Annotated in this window: 16 protein-coding genes; 10 read left to right on the top strand and 6 right to left on the bottom strand. The window is 72.1% G+C overall.

Going from position 1 to position 19,375, the window contains the following annotated elements; genetic code table 11:
- Position 1: 1 nt before the first annotated feature.
- Positions 2 to 1,198 (bottom strand): phosphotransferase family protein, encoded by a 1,197-nt coding sequence (locus ARTHRO9V_RS09865; RefSeq protein WP_123571814.1) that lies wholly within the window; start codon positions 1,196 to 1,198, stop codon positions 2 to 4.
- Positions 1,199 to 1,317: 119 nt separating this feature from the next.
- Here ARTHRO9V_RS09865 and ARTHRO9V_RS09870 point away from each other — a divergent pair, with 119 nt between their 5' ends.
- The gene (locus tag ARTHRO9V_RS09870; RefSeq protein ID WP_123571815.1) at positions 1,318 to 2,394 is read left to right on the top strand and encodes an aromatic acid exporter family protein; all 1,077 of its coding nucleotides are present in this window, start codon (positions 1,318 to 1,320) and stop codon (positions 2,392 to 2,394) included.
- A 9-nt stretch (positions 2,395 to 2,403) separates the two neighbouring features.
- Positions 2,404 to 3,360 carry an alpha/beta fold hydrolase gene (locus tag ARTHRO9V_RS09875; protein WP_159826864.1) on the top strand — a complete coding sequence of 319 codons (957 nt, stop codon included), beginning with the start codon at positions 2,404 to 2,406 and terminating at the stop codon, positions 3,358 to 3,360.
- On the opposite strand, the gene ARTHRO9V_RS09880 is transcribed toward ARTHRO9V_RS09875, so the two are convergent.
- Entirely contained in the window at positions 3,357 to 4,097 is a 741-nt protein-coding gene (locus ARTHRO9V_RS09880) for a triacylglycerol lipase (protein ID WP_159826866.1), read from the bottom strand. The genes ARTHRO9V_RS09875 and ARTHRO9V_RS09880 overlap by 4 nt on opposite strands.
- A 19-nt stretch (positions 4,098 to 4,116) precedes the next feature.
- On the bottom strand, positions 4,117 to 4,491 hold the full coding sequence (locus tag ARTHRO9V_RS09885) for a hypothetical protein (RefSeq protein WP_056048233.1): 375 nt from the start codon (positions 4,489 to 4,491) through the stop codon (positions 4,117 to 4,119).
- Between the two features lie 329 nt (positions 4,492 to 4,820).
- Here ARTHRO9V_RS09885 and ARTHRO9V_RS09890 point away from each other — a divergent pair, with 329 nt between their 5' ends.
- The gene (locus tag ARTHRO9V_RS09890; RefSeq protein ID WP_082460542.1) at positions 4,821 to 5,360 is read left to right on the top strand and encodes a Dps family protein; all 540 of its coding nucleotides are present in this window, start codon (positions 4,821 to 4,823) and stop codon (positions 5,358 to 5,360) included.
- An 85-nt stretch (positions 5,361 to 5,445) separates the two neighbouring features.
- Positions 5,446 to 6,627, top strand: coding sequence for an NAD(P)/FAD-dependent oxidoreductase (locus ARTHRO9V_RS09895; RefSeq protein WP_123571819.1), 1,182 nt, complete (start codon positions 5,446 to 5,448; stop codon positions 6,625 to 6,627).
- 127 nt (positions 6,628 to 6,754) lie between these two features.
- Here ARTHRO9V_RS09895 and ARTHRO9V_RS09900 read toward each other — a convergent pair whose 3' ends face one another.
- The gene (locus ARTHRO9V_RS09900; protein ID WP_159826868.1) at positions 6,755 to 7,627 is read right to left on the bottom strand and encodes an SMP-30/gluconolactonase/LRE family protein; all 873 of its coding nucleotides are present in this window, start codon (positions 7,625 to 7,627) and stop codon (positions 6,755 to 6,757) included.
- A gap of 239 nt (positions 7,628 to 7,866) precedes the next feature.
- Here ARTHRO9V_RS09900 and ARTHRO9V_RS09905 point away from each other — a divergent pair, with 239 nt between their 5' ends.
- Genes ARTHRO9V_RS09905 through ARTHRO9V_RS09915 form a run of 3 tightly spaced genes read left to right on the top strand, consistent with a single transcriptional unit; the run spans position 7,867 to position 12,402 of the window.
- The gene (locus ARTHRO9V_RS09905) at positions 7,867 to 9,687 is read left to right on the top strand and encodes a glycoside hydrolase family 15 protein (protein WP_233568530.1); all 1,821 of its coding nucleotides are present in this window, start codon (positions 7,867 to 7,869) and stop codon (positions 9,685 to 9,687) included.
- Positions 9,688 to 9,707: 20 nt separating this feature from the next.
- Positions 9,708 to 12,083, top strand: a complete 2,376-nt coding sequence (locus ARTHRO9V_RS09910; protein ID WP_159828644.1) for a phosphoketolase — start codon at positions 9,708 to 9,710, stop codon at positions 12,081 to 12,083.
- A 40-nt stretch (positions 12,084 to 12,123) separates the two neighbouring features.
- A complete protein-coding gene (locus tag ARTHRO9V_RS09915) occupies positions 12,124 to 12,402 on the top strand; it encodes a Rho termination factor N-terminal domain-containing protein (RefSeq protein ID WP_056048240.1) in 279 nt (92 codons plus the stop codon).
- Positions 12,403 to 12,411: 9 nt separating this feature from the next.
- Here the strand turns inward: ARTHRO9V_RS09915 and ARTHRO9V_RS09920 are convergent, their stop codons facing one another.
- Positions 12,412 to 13,401 carry a Ku protein gene (locus ARTHRO9V_RS09920; RefSeq protein ID WP_056049088.1) on the bottom strand — a complete coding sequence of 330 codons (990 nt, stop codon included), beginning with the start codon at positions 13,399 to 13,401 and terminating at the stop codon, positions 12,412 to 12,414.
- 93 nt (positions 13,402 to 13,494) lie between these two features.
- On the opposite strand from ARTHRO9V_RS09920, the gene ARTHRO9V_RS09925 reads away from it, so the two are divergent.
- The 3 genes from ARTHRO9V_RS09925 to ARTHRO9V_RS09935 all read left to right on the top strand — a co-directional run bounded on the left by ARTHRO9V_RS09925 (position 13,495) and on the right by ARTHRO9V_RS09935 (position 18,683).
- The gene (locus tag ARTHRO9V_RS09925) at positions 13,495 to 14,382 is read left to right on the top strand and encodes an SDR family oxidoreductase (protein ID WP_056049091.1); all 888 of its coding nucleotides are present in this window, start codon (positions 13,495 to 13,497) and stop codon (positions 14,380 to 14,382) included.
- 185 nt (positions 14,383 to 14,567) lie between these two features.
- The gene (locus tag ARTHRO9V_RS09930; RefSeq protein WP_159826870.1) at positions 14,568 to 17,192 is read left to right on the top strand and encodes an ATP-dependent DNA ligase; all 2,625 of its coding nucleotides are present in this window, start codon (positions 14,568 to 14,570) and stop codon (positions 17,190 to 17,192) included.
- A 57-nt stretch (positions 17,193 to 17,249) separates the two neighbouring features.
- A complete protein-coding gene (locus ARTHRO9V_RS09935) occupies positions 17,250 to 18,683 on the top strand; it encodes an MFS transporter (RefSeq protein ID WP_159826872.1) in 1,434 nt (477 codons plus the stop codon).
- 51 nt (positions 18,684 to 18,734) lie between these two features.
- On the opposite strand, the gene ARTHRO9V_RS09940 is transcribed toward ARTHRO9V_RS09935, so the two are convergent.
- Positions 18,735 to 19,343, bottom strand: coding sequence for a MerR family transcriptional regulator (locus tag ARTHRO9V_RS09940; protein WP_123571823.1), 609 nt, complete (start codon positions 19,341 to 19,343; stop codon positions 18,735 to 18,737).
- Between the last annotated feature and the right edge of the window lie 32 nt (positions 19,344 to 19,375).

Below are 19,375 nucleotides of genomic sequence, written 5' to 3' on the forward strand. Positions count from 1 at the left end.
GTCAGGCGGGGCGGGCGAGGGTGCCCGCGGCGGCACCGATCAGCTGGACGGCCTTGCGGCGGCCCGTGTCGGTGCCGAGCGTGGCCTGTCCGCCGGCGTGGGCGAGCAGCTGCGACGCGACGCCCGGCGCGAGCCGGTCGGCCAGGCCGGGCAGGCGTTCGACCCAGGCGCGCGTCACGTCGTCGGCGAGGCGTTCGCAGGCCCGGGCCTCGGCCTCGTCGCCGTTGCCCCGGTGCCACTGTCCCGTCACGACCAGATGGGCGACGAGGGCCGCCGCGTCGCGCGCCGGGTGCCCGAGCCCCGCGGTGTCGACGTCGAGCAGACCGGTGACCCGCCACGGCTCGGACGGGTGCACGAAGAGCTGCTCGAGGTGCAGGTCGCCGTGGATCACGGCGAGGGCGTCCGAGGCGGATGAGGCGCGGCGCCGGTCGATCTCGTCGTAGAGGCCGTCGATCTCGGTCGCCCGGTCGGGCAGCGCGGCGCGCAGCGTCGAGCGGTGCCAGGCTCCGTGGTCGAGGGCGTCGGACTGCGCCCGCGCCACCACGTCGACGCGGGCGATGCGCGTGCCGAGGTCGACCATCTGCTCGACGAACCGCGGGTCGTCGACGAGCTCGACGACGCGCTGCCCGGCCGGCACCCCCGGGACGCGTTCGAGGACGAGCAGGCCGTCCGCCCGCGAGGCGAGCACGGCGGGCACCGGCAGCCCCTGCGCCCGGAACGCCTCGTGCAGGGCGACGATCGGTGCCACCCGGTCGGGGCGGACCACCTTGAGGAAGACGGTGGTCTCGGCGGCGTCGAGTCGGATGACGGCGCGCTTGCCGGGTCGGTACGCCGCGACGCTCAGCCGCGGTTCGGTGACGACGACGCCGAGCGCCGCGAGCGCGTCGGCCACCCGGTCGGGATACGTGGCCCCGGCGAGCGCCGGCAGCATCGGGTCGGCCGGGTAGGCCCAGACGGCGAGCGGCTGACCGGTGGTCGGGTCGCGGGTGAGCACCGAGGACTCGTCGGCGGCCCGGGTGTCGGTGTCGATGAACGTCAGCACGGTCGAGGTCGCGCCGACCGGGTCGACCGTGTCGACCTCGTAGCCGTAGAGGAACCCGGCGCCCGAGGGCTCGACCGAGTGGGGTCGGAAGGCGACGACGGTCAGCCCCGAGTTCGCGAACGCGGCGGGGAGCACCTCGGCGGAGTTGGGCCACACGAGGACGCAGTCAACCAGCAGCCGGACCGATCGGTGGGGAGGCGCGGGCGGGGTGACCGTTTCGTGACCTGTCGCGACGTCGCGACGCGGGCGGCGCCTCCCCGTCTACCCTGGAGGGCGTGAAGGTCGTCTCGCGCATCCGGCAGACGAAGCGCACGCCCCTGCTCCAGGTGGTGAAGACGAGCGTCGCGGTGATGGCGGCCTGGTTCGCCTCGGTGGCCCTGTTGCAGCAGCCCCTGCCGATCTTCGCCGCGATCGCGGCCCTGCTCGTGGTGCTGCCGAGCGTCAACCAGTCGTTCGTGCGCGGCCTCGAGCGCAGCGTCGGCGTCATCGCCGGCGTGCTCATCGCCTTCGCGGCCGGCCAGCTGTTCGGCGACGCGACCTGGATCGTGCTGGCGATCGTCGTGGTGAGCCTGCTCGTGGCCTGGGCCTTCCGGCTCACGCCGAGCTCGGCGAACCAGGTGCCGATCTCGGCGATGCTCGTGTTGGCGATCGGCGCCCAGACCCCCGACTACGCGCTCGACCGGGTGCTCGAGACGATCATCGGTGCGGCCATCGCGCTCGCGATCAACGCGTTGATCGTGCCTCCCGTCGCCCTCGCCCCCGCGCACCTCGCCGTCGGACGGCTCGCGCGCGACATCGCGTCCGTGCTCGACGAGACCGCCGCCGTGCTCGACGAACCGGTCGACGGGTCGCGGCTCGCCACGGGCCTGACCAGGGCCCGCGAGCTCAGGGTGGCCCAGGCCCGGGCGGTCGACGCGGTCACCGCGGGCGAGGAGAGCCTCCAGCTCAACCCCCGTGCGAGCCGCAACCGCAGCGTCCTCGAGGCCGACGCGGCGCTGCTGCGGCGCCTCACCGTGCTCGTCAACCGGGTGGTCGGCATGGTGCGGTCGGTCCACGACAACTACGACCCCGGGCTGTCCGACGACCCCGTGGTGCAGAGCATCGCCGAAGACCTCCGACGAGCCGCCCACGACGTGCGCCTGCTGGCGCGGACCACCGAGGAGGCGCTGCCGGCCGGGCGCGCCTCCCGCCTCCCCGACGCCACCGGCGGTCCCGCGACGGGCACCGGGCACGACGACGGCCCGGCGCTCACGTCGCCGGTGAGCGTGCTGCGCCCCGACCCGGACAACTGGGTGCTGGTCGGGTCGCTGCTCGAGGACCTGCGCCGCGTGCGCGAGGAGATCATCGGGTAGCATCCGACGATGCGACGGGGCCGGGCGACAGGGGTGGCCGACCCGACCCTCGACCGCTACGCCCCGTTCGCGCTGGTCACCGAGCCCGGTGCCCTCGGGCTCACCCGCTCGACGATCGAGACGGCACACGGCCGGACGGTGGTGCACCATGCGGCGGCGTCGGCCGACCGGTCATCGCGCCGCCGGGCGACCGTCCTGCTGCACGGGGCGGCCGGTTCGTGGACGACGTGGACCCCCCTGCTGCAGGCCGCCCACGAGGTGGACGCGGTCGTCTCCCGCCCGGTGCTGATCGACCTGCCGGGGTGGGGCGCCTCGCCCGAGCCGGACCCGGGCCTCGACGTCGAGTCGGCCGCCGCCGTGGTGGTCGAGGTCGCCGAGGCGCTGGGCGTCACCGAGTTCGACCTCGTCGGTCACTCGATGGGCGCGTTCGTCGCCCTGCACCTGGCCGCCGTCCGACCCGACCTGGTGCTCAGCGTCTCGGTCGTGTCGGCGACGTCCTTCTCGGCGATCGACGCCGTGACGCACCCGGTGCGGGGCCTCGTGCGGTTGCCGGCCTTCACGCTGCTGCGTGCGGCGTTCGGGGTGCTGCCCCGCGCCTCCGCGTCCCTCCTGCGCGGCGCGGCCCGCATCGGACTGCTGCGAGCGCTGTCGTCGCCCGTGTTCCGCCACGTCGACCGCGTCCCGCGCTCGGTGCTCGAGGCGTTCGTGGCCGAGCTCAGGCCCCGGGGCTTCCTGGCGGCCTCGAGGTCGGGGCAGGGGTACGACGCGACCCGGTGGCGAGGCATCGACTGCGACGTCGCCGCCGTCAGCGGAGCCGACGACGTCTTCGCCCGGTCGTCCGACCTCGACCGCCTGGCCGGCGTCGTGCGGCACGCCCGGACGACCCTGCTCGCCGACTGCGGGCACTTCGCCCACGTCGAACGGCCCCACGAGACCTTGCGGGCGCTCGGCTGGGTGGAGGGCTAGGACGCCTCGGCCGACGCCGCCGAGCCCGCCCCGGCCTCGACCTCGCGCACGATCATCGCGACGCACCGCGCGTGGCCCAGCGGCCGGAAGTGGCCGTCGACCGGGAACTCGAGGTTGACGGCCCCCGGCAGCACGCTGCCCTCGGTGACGTGAGCGTCGAACCGCGACGCCATCGACGTGATGGTCCCGTTCGCCTCACGCTGTCCCGCGAGCCGCAACAGGTCGGCGTCCCGGGGCGAGAAGGGCCTCAGCGCCCTGACCGGCAGCACCCTCGCCCAGCGCGACCCCGAGAAGGGACTGTTGACCGTCACCATGCGGGTGATGCGTCGCTCGGCGTCGGTCGAGACCATCATCGTCTTGCCGACGAGCCCGCCCTTGCTGTGGGCCAGCACGACGACGTCCCGCAGGTCGTGGGCGTCGAGGATGCGTTGGGCCACCTCGGCGGTGGCCGCGATCGGACGGCGGTTGTGGCCCATGCCGGGCACCACGACGATCGGGTGCCCCCGATCGTTCAGCCGGTCGGCCACGGGTCGGAGGAAGCGCCAGGTCTCGTAGACGCCGGGCAGCAGCAGGACGGGCTCACGGTCGCCGTCCCGGTAGCGACGCGGCACCACCCGGCCCGACCGCGGGACGAGGTGCACCCACCAGACGTACCGGTAGTCGAGCACGACCGTGCGGACGAAGCGCCAGAGGCCGACCCGGCGACGTCCGTGGCCACGCGACGGTGTGGAGCTCATGCCGCCACGGTAGGCGTCGTCAGGCGGCGGTGCCCACCAGGGGCAGCTCGCCCCAGGGCTCGCCCTCCGGCCAGGCGATCGACTCGACCGCGGCCCGGGCCATCTCGAGCGTGACGTCCCAGCGGCCGCAGATCGACGCCCACGGCGGCGGGAACTCCGACGCGTCGTCGAGCAGCGCCAGGGCGAGTCGCCCGAGCCCTGCGCGGGCCGCCGCGCTCGCCGCGTCCGGCAGGGAGTCGGTCAGCCCGTGGACGACCCTCACCCGGTGGGCGAAGTCCATCTGCTCGATGTCGTCGAACGCCCCCCAGGCGCTCTCGATCTCTCGTCGCAGCCTCGTGATCTCGACCGCGTCGAAACCGTGACGGTCGGCGCGTCCGGGTACCGCTCGTGCCATGTCAGCCCCCCTCAGAGCATGGCCACGGATCGGGTACCCACGGCCGGGCGTCGGCTTCGGTGCCGATGCAGGCGAACATACCATCCAGTACGGTCCGGGCTCCAGCACCCTCGATCACGAGTCGATCACGGCGGCGAGCGACCCCTTGGACCGGCTCGGGACGGCATGCACCGGCGACCCCTCGGGCCGACGCGCCCCGGCGTCCCCACCCGCCGCCGGTCGAGCTGTCCCCCGAAGGCTGAGCCATCGCCCGGGCCCACGGTCTACCGTCCACGTCGCACCCACCGGTGCGACGACTCCGCACGAACCCACGACGAACGGGAGACATCATGTTCCAGGGATCCGACCAACTCCGCGACAACATGCAGAAGGTCCTCGTCGACCTCATCGAGCTGCACGTCCAGGGCAAGCAGGCGCACTGGAACCTGCTCGGCTCGAACTTCCGCGACCTCCACCTGCAGCTCGACGAGATCGTCGACGCGGCCCGCGAGTTCAGCGACGAGGTGGCCGAGCGCATGCGCGCCGTCTACCTGATCCCCGACGGCCGCACCTCGACCGTCACCCGGGGCACGAGCCTGCCCGAGTTCCCCGCGGGCCCCGTCGAGACCACCGCGGTGGTCGACCTCATCGTCGACCGCATGTACGCCGTCACCGGCACGATGCGCACGGTCCACGACGACGTCGACGACGAGGACCCCACGACGGCCGACGTGCTGCACAGCATCCTCGAGCGCCTCGAGCAGCTCGCCTGGATGACCGGCGCCGAGAACCGCCACCCCGAGAAGGACGCCCGCCAGGACGACACGCGTCAGCGTGACGAGGACGCCGCGGCCGAGGGCCTCGACCGCGTCGGCGCCGTCGCCAACTGACCCGACCACCTCACGAGGGCACCGTCCGGGAGCGCGCCACCCGCGCCTCCCGGGCGGTGCCCTCTCTCGTCGAGAGGACGACCCCATGACCGAATCGTTCGACCACGTCATCGTGGGCGGCGGCATGACCGCCGACGCCGCCGCGAAGGCCATCCACGACACCACCCCGGACGCGTCGGTGCTGATCGTCAGCGCCGACGTCGACGCGCCGTACACGCGCCCGGCGCTGTCGAAGAAGCTCTGGACCGACCCCGACTACACCGAGGCCGACAACGCTCTCGGCACCGTCGCCGACTCGGGTGCCGAGATCCGGCTGCGCACGCTCGTCGAGTCGATCGACCGCGAGGCCCGCACCGTGACCACCGACCGCGGCGACGTGATCGGCTACGGGGCCCTGCTGCTCGCCACCGGAGGCAGCCCCGTCGCCCTCGACCTGCCGGACGACGACCGCGTCGTGTACTTCCGGACCGCCGAGGACTACCGCCGACTCCGCTCGCTCTCGGGCGGCGGCCGGCACGTCGTCGTCGTGGGCGGCAGCTACATCGGCACCGAGCTCGCCGCGGCCCTCGTGCAGAACGACACCCGCGTGACGCTGGTCTTCCCCGACGACGTGCTCGGCGGATCGGTGTTCCCCGCGTCCCTCGCCTCGTCGTTCGAGAAGAGATTCGAGGAGGCGCGGGTCGAGCTGGCGCGCGGACGTCGCGTCGAGAGCGGCACGGCCGACGACGCCGGCGTCCACCTCCGGCTCGACGACGGCTCGACCCTCGACGCCGACGCGGTCGTCGTGGGGCTCGGCATCTCGGTCGACGACCAGCTCGCGGCCGACGCGGGTCTGGCCGTGGACGACGGCATCGTGGTCGACGAGCACCTGCGGACGAGCGACCCGAACGTGTTCGCCGCCGGCGACGTGGCCTCGTACCCGGACGCGATCCTCGGGCGCCGCCGCGTCGAGCACGTCGACAACGCGAAGTCGCAGGGCCCCGTCGTCGGTCGCAACATGACCGGCGCCGACGAGGTCTACGACCACACGCCGTACTACTACTCGAAGGTCTTCGACCTCTCGTACGAGGCCGTCGGCACGCTCGACGCGTCGCTCGAGACGATCGTCGACGACAAGGGCGAGGGCGAGGCCGTGGCGTACTACCTGGGCGACGACGGCGCGGTCGAGGGCGTGCTGCTCTGGAACGTCGAGGAGGCGCGTGACGCGGCCCGCACCGTCATCGCGGCGGGCGTCGTGCCGCGCGACGAGCTCGTGGGGCGCATCTGAGGACGCGCCGTCGGCACGACGACGCCCGCCCGATCGGCTGACCGGGCGGGCGTCGTCGCGTCGGAGGGTCGTCGCAGGGGCGACGGGCCGGGCGTCCCCGGGGGGCCCGCCCGCACGGGCGGCGGTCTCAGCCGAACAGGAACGGCGGGCGAGCCGCCCGGTCGAGGTCCAGCGCGAAGATGCCGCCGCTCAGCGGGAACTCCTCGAGCTGTTCGTCGCTCAGCCCCTCGCGGGCCGACAGCACGAACAACGTCCGCAGGTCGTCACCACCGAAGCCGATGCCGGTGACGTTCGGCACCGGGAGGGTGATCTCGTCGACGAGACCACCGTCGACGTCCAGGTGCACCACCTTGCCCTCGCCGTAGATGGCACCCCAGAACTCTCCCCGCTCGTCGCGGGCCAGGCCGTCGTGGGCGCCCTGGGACGAGAACGGGACGAGCTCGCCCAGGGTGCCGTCGGCATCCCACGAGGCTCGGTAGATCGTGTCGTCGCCGGTGTCGGTGAGGTAGATCTCGCTGCCGTCGTCGTTCCACTCGAACCCGTTGGTCGTGGCGAAGTCGTCGCGGAGCTGCGTGAGCGTGCCGTCCGGGGCCACGCGGTAGAGACCGGCCACGGGGCTGCCCTCGGGGTCGGTCGCACCGACGACGAAGGCGCCGAACGGGTCGCACTTGCCCTCGTTGAGGCGCAGGCGCTCGTCGGCGTGGTCGACGGTCGCGATCGTCCGCTGCTCGGTCCCGTCGTCCCGCATGACGACGACGGTGTCGTCGAGGGCCGCGATCAGGCCACCGCCGCGCCGACGCTGGAAGCTCGGCAGGGGCGGGTCGACGACGACGGTCGTGTCCCTCGTGCCGTCGGCCGACGTGCGGTGCAGGAGGCCGTTCGTGATGTCGGTCCAGACCAGCTCGTGGGCGTCGACGTCCCAGACGGGACTCTCGCCGAGCGTGGCCTTCGCGTCGAAGAAGAGGCGGGGCTCGGACGTGGTTCCGGTCGGAAGAGGCATCCGACCGGTCTACCCGCCCGACATGTCCACCGGCTCCTTTTCTCGCCCCCAGGGGTACGGAGGCCGTTGTTGGCACACAGAACACTGCGAGGGACGGGCACGAGGAGGCGCGCTGGGCCACCGTAGGAGGCGTGACGGACACCCTCGAGACCACCGACGACATCCAGGCCGACCACTTCGGCGCGACGACGGCCGCCGCCGGCGAATGGCACCGCCCCGACCCCCGGGACGACGGCTACGTGCCGCTGCGCTCCTACGGGGCGATCGGCGACGGTCGGACCGTCGCCCTCATCGCCCGCGACGGCCAGATCGACTGGCTGCCGATGCCCGACATGGACAGCGACCCGGTGTTCTCCGGCATCGTCGACGCCGGCAAGGGCGGACGCATCGAGCTGCGTCCCGTCGACGACGACTTCGAGGTGCAGCGCGAGTACGTCGAGAACACGAACGTCCTCGTGACCCGCTTCCGCACCTCCACGGGCGTCGTCGAGATCACGGACGCCCTCGTCACGGGCATCGCCGGTCGGCTGCCCTGGGCCGAGCTCGCCCGCCGCATCGAGGGCGTGACGGGGTCGGTCGCCATGCGCTGGGCGGTGATCCCGGGCAACACGTTCGGCACGCACCCGATTCGCCGGGTCGACACGTTGCACGGGCCGGTCCTGCGCGCCGCCGACATCAACCTGGCGCTCGTCGGCTTCGAGCACGGCCGCCTCGACTCGGTCGAACCCGGCGACGGCGAGGCCCACGGCGGGCCGCACCGGTTCTGGGGCGAGTTCACCACCCACGAGGGGTCGCGCTCGTTGATCTGTCTCTGCGGCGTCGAGGACGAACCCCTGCACCTGCCCGACCCGCACGTGGTCGACCAGGGCATCGACCGCACGGTGCGCAACTGGCAGACTTGGTCGGACGAGTTCAACTGGGACGGCCCGTGGTCCGACGCCGTGCAGCGCAGCGCCCTCGCGCTCAAGCTGCTGATCTTCAGCCCCACCGGCGCGATCGCGGCAGCCGCCACGGCGGCCCTGCCCGAGAACTTCACCGGGGACAAGAACTGGGACTACCGCTTCGCCTGGGTACGCGACCTGGCCTACACGGTGAACGCGCTCGTCCGCTTCGGCCTGCGAGAAGAGACCCAGGCAGCCGTCTCGTGGTTGCTCTCGGCGCTCAAGGCCAACGGCCGCACGATGCACATCTTCCTCAACCTCGACGGCTCGGTGCCGGACGGCACCCACGAGACGGGGTCCGAGGGCTGGCGCGGCATCGGCCCGGTCTACAAGGGCAATCCGGCGGGCGAGCAGCTGCAGCTCGGCACCTACGCCGACATCCTGGCGATCATGAGCCAGTACGCGGCCGACGGCAACATCCTCGACGAGTCCACCGGCGACCTGCTCGCCGGTTTCGCCGACGACGCCTGCCGCCGCTGGCAGGAGAAGGACTCGGGCATGTGGGAGCTGCCGGACGAGCAGCACTACGTGAGCAGCAAGATGGGCTGCTGGCAGGCCATCGACGCCGCCCTGCACCTCACCGAGGTCGGCCAGATGCACCCCGACCCCGAGGACGTCGTCTTCTGGCGGAAGAACCGCGACCTGATCGAGGACTGGGTCGCCGAGCACGGCTGGAACGAGAAGATCGGCTCGTACGTCATGTACCCGGGCAGCGAGAAGCTCGACGCGTCGGTGCTGCTGCACGCCCCCAGCGGTTTCGACCGCGGCGAGCGCATGTCCCGCACCATCGACGCGATGCAGCGCGGGCTCTCGGCCGGCCCCCTGCTGTTCCGCTACAGCGAGGTCGATCAGGAGGAAGGCACGTTCGTGGCCTGTGCCTTCTGGCTCGCCAGCGCCCTGGCGTGCGTGGGCCGTCAGGAGGAAGCGGTCGAGCTGATGGACCAGCTCGTGCAGCAGCCGAACGACGTGGGCCTGCTGACCGAGATGATCAGCGCCGACGACGGGCAGTTCCTCGGCAACGTGCCGCAGGGCCTCAGCCACCTCGCCCTCGTCAACGCGGCGATCACCATCGACGAGATGAGCCGTGAGGGCACCACCGACGACATGGAGGGCCAGTGACGAACGACCACTCGACGCCGATGCCACCGGCGACCCCCGACGACCTCGCTCTCGTCGACGCGTGGTGGCGGGCCGCCAACTACCTGACCGTCGGGCAGATCTACCTGATGGACAACGCGCTGCTCACGCGGCCGATCGCGCGCGACGACATCAAACCGCGCCTCCTCGGCCACTGGGGCACGTCGCCCGCGCTGAGCTTCGTCTACGCGCACCTCAACCGCGTGATCCGGCGCGACGACCGCGACCTCTTGTACGTCTGCGGCCCGGGGCACGGCGGGCCGGCCATGGTCGCCAACACGTACCTCGAGGGCACCTACAGCGAGCTGTTCCCCGAGGTGACGCAAGACGCGGCGGGACTGCAGAAGCTCTTCACGCAGTTCTCGTTCCCGGGCGGCATCCCGTCGCACGCGGCACCCGAGACCCCGGGGTCGATCAACGAGGGCGGTGAACTCGGGTACTCGTTGAGCCACGCCTACGGTGCGGTGCTCGACGACCCCGACCTGGTGGCCGTCTGCGTCATCGGCGACGGCGAGGCCGAGACCGGGCCATTGGCGACGAGCTGGCACGCGAACAAGCTGCTCGACGCCCGACACGACGGGGCCGTGCTGCCGATCCTCAACCTCAACGGCTACAAGATCGCCAACCCGACGGTGCTCTCGCGCATCCCCGAGGGCGAACTGCTCGAGCTGATGCGGGGCTACGGATACGAGCCGCTCGTCGTCGCGGGCGGTTTCGACGGCGAGGACCCGATGCGGGTGCACGAGCGCATGGCCGCCGCCCTCGACCACGCCTTCCTCCGCATCGACGAGCTGCAGCGGGAGGCCCGCGACGGCGACGGCACCGCACGCCCGCGGTGGCCCATGATCGTGCTGCGGACCCCCAAGGGGTGGACGGGCCCGAAGGTCGTCGACGGCGAGCGCGTCGAGGGCACCTGGCGCGCACACCAGGTGCCGCTCAGCGGCGTGCGCGAGGACGACGGTAACCGGGCGCAGCTCGACGACTGGATGCGGTCGTACGGCGCCGACGAGCTCTTCGACGAGACGGGTCGGCCGGTGGCCTGGCTCGACGGACTCCGCCCGCGGGGAGCGAAGCGCATGAGCGCGATCCCGGCGTCCAACGGTGGTCTCGTGCGTCGTGACCTGCACCTCACGGACTACCGTGCGCACGCGGTCGAGACCTCCGACGATCGCCGCACCCAGGCCGAGGCCACACGCGTCCTCGGCCGGTGGCTCGCCGAGATCGTGCGCGACAACCCGTCGACCTTCCGTCTCTTCGGGCCCGACGAGACGGTGTCCAACCGACTCGACCCGGTGTTCGACGTGACCGAGCGGGTGTGGGCGGCCGACATCTGGCCCGACGACGAGCACGTGGCCCGAAGCGGCCGCGTGATGGAGGTGCTGAGCGAACACCTGCTGCAGGGACTCATGGAGGGCTACCTGCTGACCGGGCGCCACGGGCTGCTCAACACCTACGAGGCCTTCGTGCACATCGTGGACTCGATGTTCAACCAGCATGCGAAGTGGCTCGAGAGTGCCGACGAGATCGACTGGCGCGCGCCGATCTCGTCGTTCACCTACCTGTTGTCGTCGCACGTCTGGCGGCAGGACCACAACGGCTTCTCGCACCAGGATCCCGGGTTCCTCGACGTCGTCGTCAACAAGCAGGCGCACCTCGTGCGCATCTACCTGGCCCCCGACGCCAACACGCTGCTCGCCGTCGCCGACCACGCGTTCCGCACGACCGACACGGTCAACGTGATCGTCGCCGGCAAACAGGAATCCCCCGCCTGGCTGTCGCTGCCCGAGGCCGAGGAGCACGTCCGACGCGGCGTCGGCATCTGGGAGTGGGCGGGCACCGAGGGGACGCCCGTCGACGGGGTCGACCCCGACGTGGTGCTGGCCTGCGCGGGCGACGTGCCGACCCTCGAGACCGTGGCGGCCGCCGACCTGCTCCGTCAGGTGCTGCCGTCCCTGACCACGCGCGTCGTCAACGTGGTCGACCTGATGCGGCTGCAGGACGCGAGGGAGCACTCGCACGGCCTCACGGACGACGACTTCGACGCGCTCTTCACGACCTCGAAGCCGATCGTCTTCGACTTCCACGGCTACCCGTCGCTCGTCCACCGGCTCACCTACCGCCGCACGAACCACGCGAACCTGCACGTGCACGGCTTCCAGGAGAAGGGCACCACCACGACGCCGTTCGACATGGCCATGCTCAACGACATCGACCGCTACCGGTTGGTGCTCGACGTGCTGCACCGCGTGCCGGGCCTGGCCGACGAGCACCCCGAGCTGGTGGCGGACGTCGAGTCGCGGCGCGAGGCGGCCCGGGCGTACGCCTACGAGCACGGCGAGGACCACCCCGACGTCACCGGCTGGCAGTTCGGCGCCTAGGGGTGCGACAAGCCGCCGCGCCGGGCGTACGGTCGGGCGCATGACGCCGAAGGACGAGACTCCCCCGCAGCTGAAGAACCCCGACATGTACGAGGCACTCCGCGACGAGGGGGCGTCGAAGGAGAAGGCCGCGCGCATCTCGAACGCCGCCGCCCAGAAGGGCAACAGCGAGAAGAAGGTGGCCGCCAAGGGCGGGAAGTCCGGTTCGTACGACGACTGGACGGTGGAGGAACTCAAGGCACGCGCGAAGGAACTCGGCGTGACCGGCTACTCCGACCTGAAGAAGGCCGACCTGATCGAGGCGCTCCGCGAACACTGACCGTCGCGGTCAGCCGGCCTTCTTCTTCGGGGCCGCCTTCTTGTCGGAGGCGGACGAGGCGGGCTTCTTCCTCGCCGCGGAACCCGACCCTCCGGACGTCGACCGCGAGGACTCCTTCTTCGAGGGCTCCTTCTTCGCAGGCGACTTCTTCGCGGCGGGTTTCGTCGACGACGACGCCGCGGCCTTCTTGGTCGGCTTGGGATGTCCGCCCGACCGGTTCTTCTCGACCGACCGACGCAGCGCCTCCATCAGGTCGATGACCTCGCCGCCCTCGTCGTCGTCCTCGGGCTTCTCGCCGAAGGTGGCGTCCGTGTCGAGCGACTCGCCTTCCTCCAGCTTCGCGTCGATCAGCTGTCGCAACTGCTCCTGGTAGTCGTCGCTGAAGTCCGCGGGCTCGAAGTCGTCGCTCAACGAGTCGACGAGCGACGACGACATGTCGAGTTCCTTGTCGCTGACGCGCGTCTGCTTCTCGAGCGCCGGGAACCGTGCCTCGCGCACCTCGTCGTCCCAGAGCAGGGTCTGAAGCATCAGCACGTCGCCGCGGACGCGCAGGGCCGCGAGCCGGGTCTTCTGCCGCAGCGAGAAGTGGACGATGGCCGTGCGGTCGGTCTCCTCGAGGGTCCGGCGCAGCAGCACGTAGGCCTTGGGCGAGGTGCCGTCCGGCTCGAGGAAGTAACTGCGGTCGAGCATGATCGGGTCGACCTGGTCGCTCGGGACGAACTCGAGCACGTCGATCTCGCGCGAGCGCTCCTCGGGCAACGACTTCAGGTCGTCACCCGTGATCACCACGGTGCGGTCGCCGTCGTCGTAGGCCTTGTCGATGTGCTCGTAGTCGACGACCTTGCCGCAGATCTCGCACTTCCGCTGGTACCGGATGCGGCCACCGTCGGCGTCGTGCACCTGGTGCAGGGACACGTCGTGGTCCTCGGTGGCGCTGTACAACTTGACGGGGACGTTGACGAGCCCGAACGTGATCGCGCCCTTCCAGATCGATCGCATGACGCTCATCTTTCTCCGCGTGCGCTCCGAATGACCGCCGGTGGGGTACAGACCCCCGAGCGGCGGAGGCGCGGCGAGGGCACCGTGGGCGTCATGAGCCAATACGACAAGAAGAACCCGGTCGACCTCTACCCCGCGCCGCCGTTCCCGAAGCAGGAGCAGTCGCTGCCGGGCGAGGCCTGGAAGATGGACCCCAAGCCCGACCACGGCGAGACCAGCTACGTCGGCAAGGAGCGCCTCACCGGCTTCCGCGGCGTCGTCACCGGCGCGGACTCGGGCATCGGTCGCGCCGCCGCGATCGCGCTCAGCCGTGAGGGCGCCGACCTCGTGCTCAGCTACCTTCCCAGCGAGCAGAAGGACGCCGAGGAGGTGCGCGACCTGCTCGAGGGCGAGGGGCGCAAGGCCGTCCTCGTCCCCGGCGACATCTCGGACGAGCAGTACTGCAAGGACCTCGTGCAGAAGGCCGTCGACGAGTTCGGCGGGCTCGACACCCTCGTCATGGTGGCCGGCCGGATGAAGAGCAACGACGACATCCTCACGCTCACCACGGAGGACATCGACTCGACCATCAAGACCAACGTCTACTCGCTGTTCTGGCTGACCCAGGCCGCCATCCCGCACCTCGAGCCCGGTTCGTCGATCGTGACGACCGGCTCGGTGCAGGGCACGCAGCCGAGCCCGGACAAGATCGACTACGCGCTCACCAAGGGTGCGATCGGCGTCTTCACCTCGGGGCTCGCGCAGCAGCTCGCGCCCAAGGGCATCCGCGTCAACCAGGTCTCCCCCGGCCCGGTCTGGACGCCCCTGCAGCCCGGCTCCGACGACGCCGAGACGGTGTCGGAGTTCGGCGGCCAGGCGCCGTTCGGTCGCCCCGGCCAGCCCGCCGAGCTCGCCGCCGCGTACGTGCACCTGGTGAGCCCGGAGTCGAGCTACACCTCGGGCGCGACCATCACGATCGCCGGAGCGATGCCCGCGGTCTGATCCGCGCCTCCTCGGCTCCGTCGTCCCGACGACGCCACGGCCCGTCGTCCCGCCCCGCGGGGAGGCGGGCCGTGGTCGATCCGGCGGGTCCCCGTCGTCGGCGGCGGGTCGGCGCCGACCCGCCGCCGACGACACGGACCCACGGCCGGGTAGAACGAGGAACACACGAGACAGGGAGGCGCGCGATGGCGGGCAAGGGACGCGGCGAGACGGTCGAGGTCGGCGGGCACCGGTTGCAGTTGACGAACCTCGACAAGGTGCTCTACCCGGACGCCGGCACGACCAAGGCCGACGTCCTGGGCTACTACGCCGCCGTCGCGGAGTGGATGCTGCCGCACGTCGAGGGTCGGCCGGCCACCCGCAAGCGCTGGGTGAACGGCGTCGACGGCGAGGTGTTCTTCGAGAAGAACCTGCCCGACTCCGCGCCCGACTGGGTCGCCCGGCACACCCTCGAGCACAAGGACCACGCCAACGTCTACCCGATGGTGAACGACGTCGCGACGCTCACCTGGCTGGCGCAGGTCGCCGCGCTCGAGGTGCACGTGCCGCAGTGGCGGTTCGGCCCGAAGGGGGCGCAGCGCAACCCCGACCGGCTGGTGCTCGACCTCGACCCGGGCGAAGGCGTCGGCCTCGCCGAGTGCGTCGCCGTGGCGCAGCTGCTCAAGCCGATCGTCGAGGGCATGGGCCTCGAGCTGATGCCCGTGACGAGCGGCAGCAAGGGCGTGCACCTGTACGCCCGGCTCGACGGGAGGCAGACCAGTGCCCAGGTCGGCGAGGTCGCCCACGAACTGGCCCGTGCGATGGAGGCCGACCACCCCGACCTCGTGCTCAGCACCATGGGCAAGGCCGACCGCCGGGGCAAGGTGCTGCTCGACTGGTCGCAGAACAACGGCAACAAGACGACGGTCGCCCCGTACTCGCTGCGGGGTCGGTCCCGGCCGACCGTGGCGATGCCTCGCACCTGGCGCGAACTCGCGTCGAAGACCCTGGCGCAGCTCGAGTACACCGACGTGCTCTCGCGCCTGAAGCGGCGCGGCGACCCCCTGGCCGACGTCTCGGCGCACGTGCCGGTGCCCTCGGGCGAGCTGGGCGAGGACTTCCGCAACACCGAGGCCCCCGACCACGACCCCTCCGAGAAGGTGCGCGACCGCCTCGAGGTCTACCGCTCGAAGCGCGACGCGTCGAAGACCGCCGAGCCCGTGCCCGACGAGGCCCCTGCCTCGACCGACGGCACGAGCTTCGTCATCCAGGAGCACCACGCCAGCTCGCTGCACTGGGACTTCCGCCTCGAGCACGACGGCGTGCTGGTCAGCTGGGCGTTGCCGAAGGGCGAGCCCGACGACCCGGGCACGAACCACCTGGCCGTCCAGACCGAGGACCACCCGCTCGAGTACGGCACCTTCGAGGGCACGATCGCCAAGGGCGAGTACGGCGCCGGCGAGGTGACCATCTGGGACTCCGGCGAGTACGAGCTCGAGAAGTGGCGGGAGGGCAAGGAGGTGATCGTCGTGCTGCACGGCGAGCAGCGCGGCACCCGACGCGTCGCGCTGATCCACACCGGCCACGGCGGTGGGCGGGCGGAGTCGAACTGGCTGATCCACCGCATGAAGGACGACGCGGGCGACGTCGGTTCGCACGACGGCGCTTCCGTCGGCAATTCAGGAGGACGACCGCATCGAGCCCGGAAGACGACCGAAGACGCGCGATCCCCTGAGTTGCCGCCGTCCGCGCGGGCGAATCGGCGAGTCGACGCCGGTAACTCCTCACGCACGGCGCACGCGACCGGCGGCTCCCCCGGAGGGTCGGGCCGCGCCTCCTCGGCTCGCGACGGGAAGCAGGAGTTCCCGGCACCCGACCCGGTCGCGCCGATGCTGGCGACGACGGGCGACGCGCACGACGTGTCCGAGGGCGGGTGGGCGTTCGAGATGAAGTGGGACGGCATCCGCGCCGTGGCGGTCGTCCACGACGGCGCGGTCACGCTGACCAGCCGCAACGGCAACGACCTCACCCCGGCCTACCCCGAGCTGCAGGTGCTGGCGGAGCGGGTCGACAGCGAAGGAGGCGCGGTGCTCGACGGCGAGATCGTGGCCGTCGACGAGAAGGGTCGCCCCGACTTCGGCCTGCTCCAGACGCGCATGGGGTTGACGCGGTCGCGCGACGTGGCGCGAGCCGCCGCAGGCGCGCCGGTGAAGCTGCTGCTCTTCGACGTCATGCGGGCCGAGGGGCGCTCGCTCGTGAAGGACGAGTACGACGACCGGCGCGAGGTGCTCGAGCGGATCGTCGAGAGCGGCGGGGCCGTCGACGTGCCCCCGGCGTTCGACGGGGACCTGGAGGCGGCGGTCGCGACCTCGAAGCGCCTGCGACTCGAGGGCGTGGTCGCCAAACGGCGCGACGCGACCTACAGCGCCGGTCGACGGTCCCGCGCCTGGATCAAGATGAAGCACCACCAGACGCAGGAGGTCGTGATCGCGGGCTGGCGCCCCGGTGCCGGCCGGAGGGCCGACGGCGTCGGCTCGCTCCTGATGGGCGTCCCGGACGAGGACGGGCTGCACTACGTCGGCCGGGTCGGCACGGGGTTCACCGACCGCGAGCTCGACGAGCTGTTGCCGGCGTTGCGCGCGGCCGAGCGGAAGACCAGCCCCTTGGTGGGCGTGCCCGCCGTGGACGCCCGCGGTGCCCACTGGGTCACCCCGTCCCGGGTGGGCGAGGTGTCGATCGCCGAGTGGACCTCGACCGGGCGGCTGCGGCAGCCGAGCTGGCGCGGGTGGCGGCCCGACAAGTCGCCGGACGACGTCGTCCGCGAGGGCTGAGGCCGGGCCGTCGGACGACGGGGCATCGATCGGCGCCCGTCGGGTGTTGAGTGCAGCATGAGCACACCTCCCCCGGCCCCGAGCGACGACGCGACCCTGCGCGGCAGGCGGGTCGTCCTCGTGGTCGCGGTGCTGGCCTCGTTCGTGGCGTTCCTCGACGGCTCGATCGTCACCGTGGCGCTGCCCGCGATCGCCCGCGAACTCGGCACCGGCACGGGAGGCGGCGCGACGGCCGACGACGGCGCGGGCCTCGCCCTGCAGCAGTGGGTGGTCGACGCCTACCTGCTGACGCTCGGGTCGCTCATGCTCGTGGCCGGCTCGCTCAGCGACACGTTCGGCCGGGTGCGGGTGCTGCGCGCGGGCCTGATCGGCTTCGCCGTGACGAGCGTGCTCGCCGCCCTCGCCCCCGACCCGGGCCTGCTGATCGCCGCCCGGGCCCTGCAGGGCGTCACCGCGGCCCTCCTCGTGCCGAGCAGCCTCGCCCTCATCACCTCGACCTTCAGCGGCCCCGCGCAGGGCAAGGCCATCGGCAGCTGGACGGCCTGGACCGGCGTCGCGTTCCTGATCGGCCCGCTGACCGGGGGCGCGCTCGTCGACACGCTCGGCTGGCGCTGGGTGTTCGCCGTCGTCGTCGTGCCGGTCGTCCTCACCCTCGTGTTGATGACCCGGTTGCCCGGCGACGCCCACCGGGGGCGCGACGGTGCTCCCCCGCGGGTCGACGTCGTGGGCGCCGTGCTGGCCGCGGTGGGCCTCGCCGGACCGGTCTTCGCGCTCATCGAGGGGCAGCGCGTCGGGTTCGGCACCTGGTTCGTCGTCACGCCGCTCGTGGTCGGCCTCGCCGCGCTCGCCGCCTTCGTCTGGTGGGAGCGCCGCTCACCCGCTCCGATGATGCCGCTGACGCTGTTCCGGACCCGTACCTTCACCGTCGGCAACCTGGCCACCGTCGGCATCTACGCGGCCCTCAGCCTCGGCACCCTGACCATCCCCCTGGTGGTGCAAGAACTGGCGGGTCTGACGGCGACCCTGGCCGGGCTCGTCACCCTGCCGACGACGATCGTGTCGCTGCTGTTCTCGACCCTGTTCGGCACGCTCGCCGCCACCCACGGCCCGCGCCCGTTCATGACGGTCGGGCCGCTGATCACGGCGAGCGGCTTCCTCTGGATGCTGCTGGTCGCCGATCCGATCGACGTCTGGTGGCAGGTCGTGCCCGGCGTGGTCCTGTTCGGCTTCGGCCTGTCGGTGACCGTGGCTCCGCTCACCTCGACGGTGCTGTCGCAGATCCCGGCCGGCCAGTCGGGCATCGCCTCCGCCGTCAACAACGCCATCTCGCGCGTCGCCGGGCTCGTCGCGGTCGCGTTCCTCGGAGTCATCGCCGGAGGCGCGCTCACGGTGGGCGGGTTCCATCGCGTCGTGATCGTGGTCGCCGTGCTGCTCGGGGTGAGCGCCCTGGTGTCGTTCGTCGGTCTGCGCGACCGCACCCGCGCCTCCTGAGGGCGCCGGAGCGAGGCGACCAGCCGGACGCGACCAGCCGGAGGCGCGGCGTCAGGCCCCGAAGCGGCGCCAGGACGCGTCCTGCTGGGCCAGGCGGCGCAGGGCGAGCAGGAGCGGCTCGACCAACACGGTGCCGAGCACGACGTACTGCACCGCGGCGTCCACCGAATCGACCGGGATGCCCGCGATCTCGGCCTCGGCGACCTCGGCCATCGACCGCGCGTAGCCGTCGAGCGTCCCGTCGGGCAGCTCGAACCCCGCGGCCTCGAGTCCGTCGACCGCGACCTCGAGGGCCGCGAGCACGTCGGCCGACCCCGGATCGATCGTCCACCCCCACCCGGCCACGAGCGCTTCGGCCCGCGAGAGGTCGACGCCCTCGGGGGCCGTCGTCGTGACGGCCGACTGGGCGACGCCGAGCACCTCGGCGACCGTCTCGTGCTCACCGTCGAGCTGCCCGAGGACGGCGCGCGCGCCGGCGACGCTGAGCCCGCCCGCGCCGAGCAACGCCCGGACGAGCCGCAGGCGGCGCACGTGGTCGTCCCCGTACCGGGCCTGCGTGGCGCTGGTGCGCTCGCCCTCGGGCAGCAGCCCCTCGCGCAGGTAGTACTTGATCGTGGCGACCGGCACCCCGGTCGTCTCGGCGAGCTGGGAGATGCGCACGGACTGCCCCTTGACATTGGATAGCGCGACTC

This window comes from Frigoribacterium sp. 9N (assembly GCF_902506305.1).
GTDB lineage: Bacteria > Actinomycetota > Actinomycetes > Actinomycetales > Microbacteriaceae > Frigoribacterium.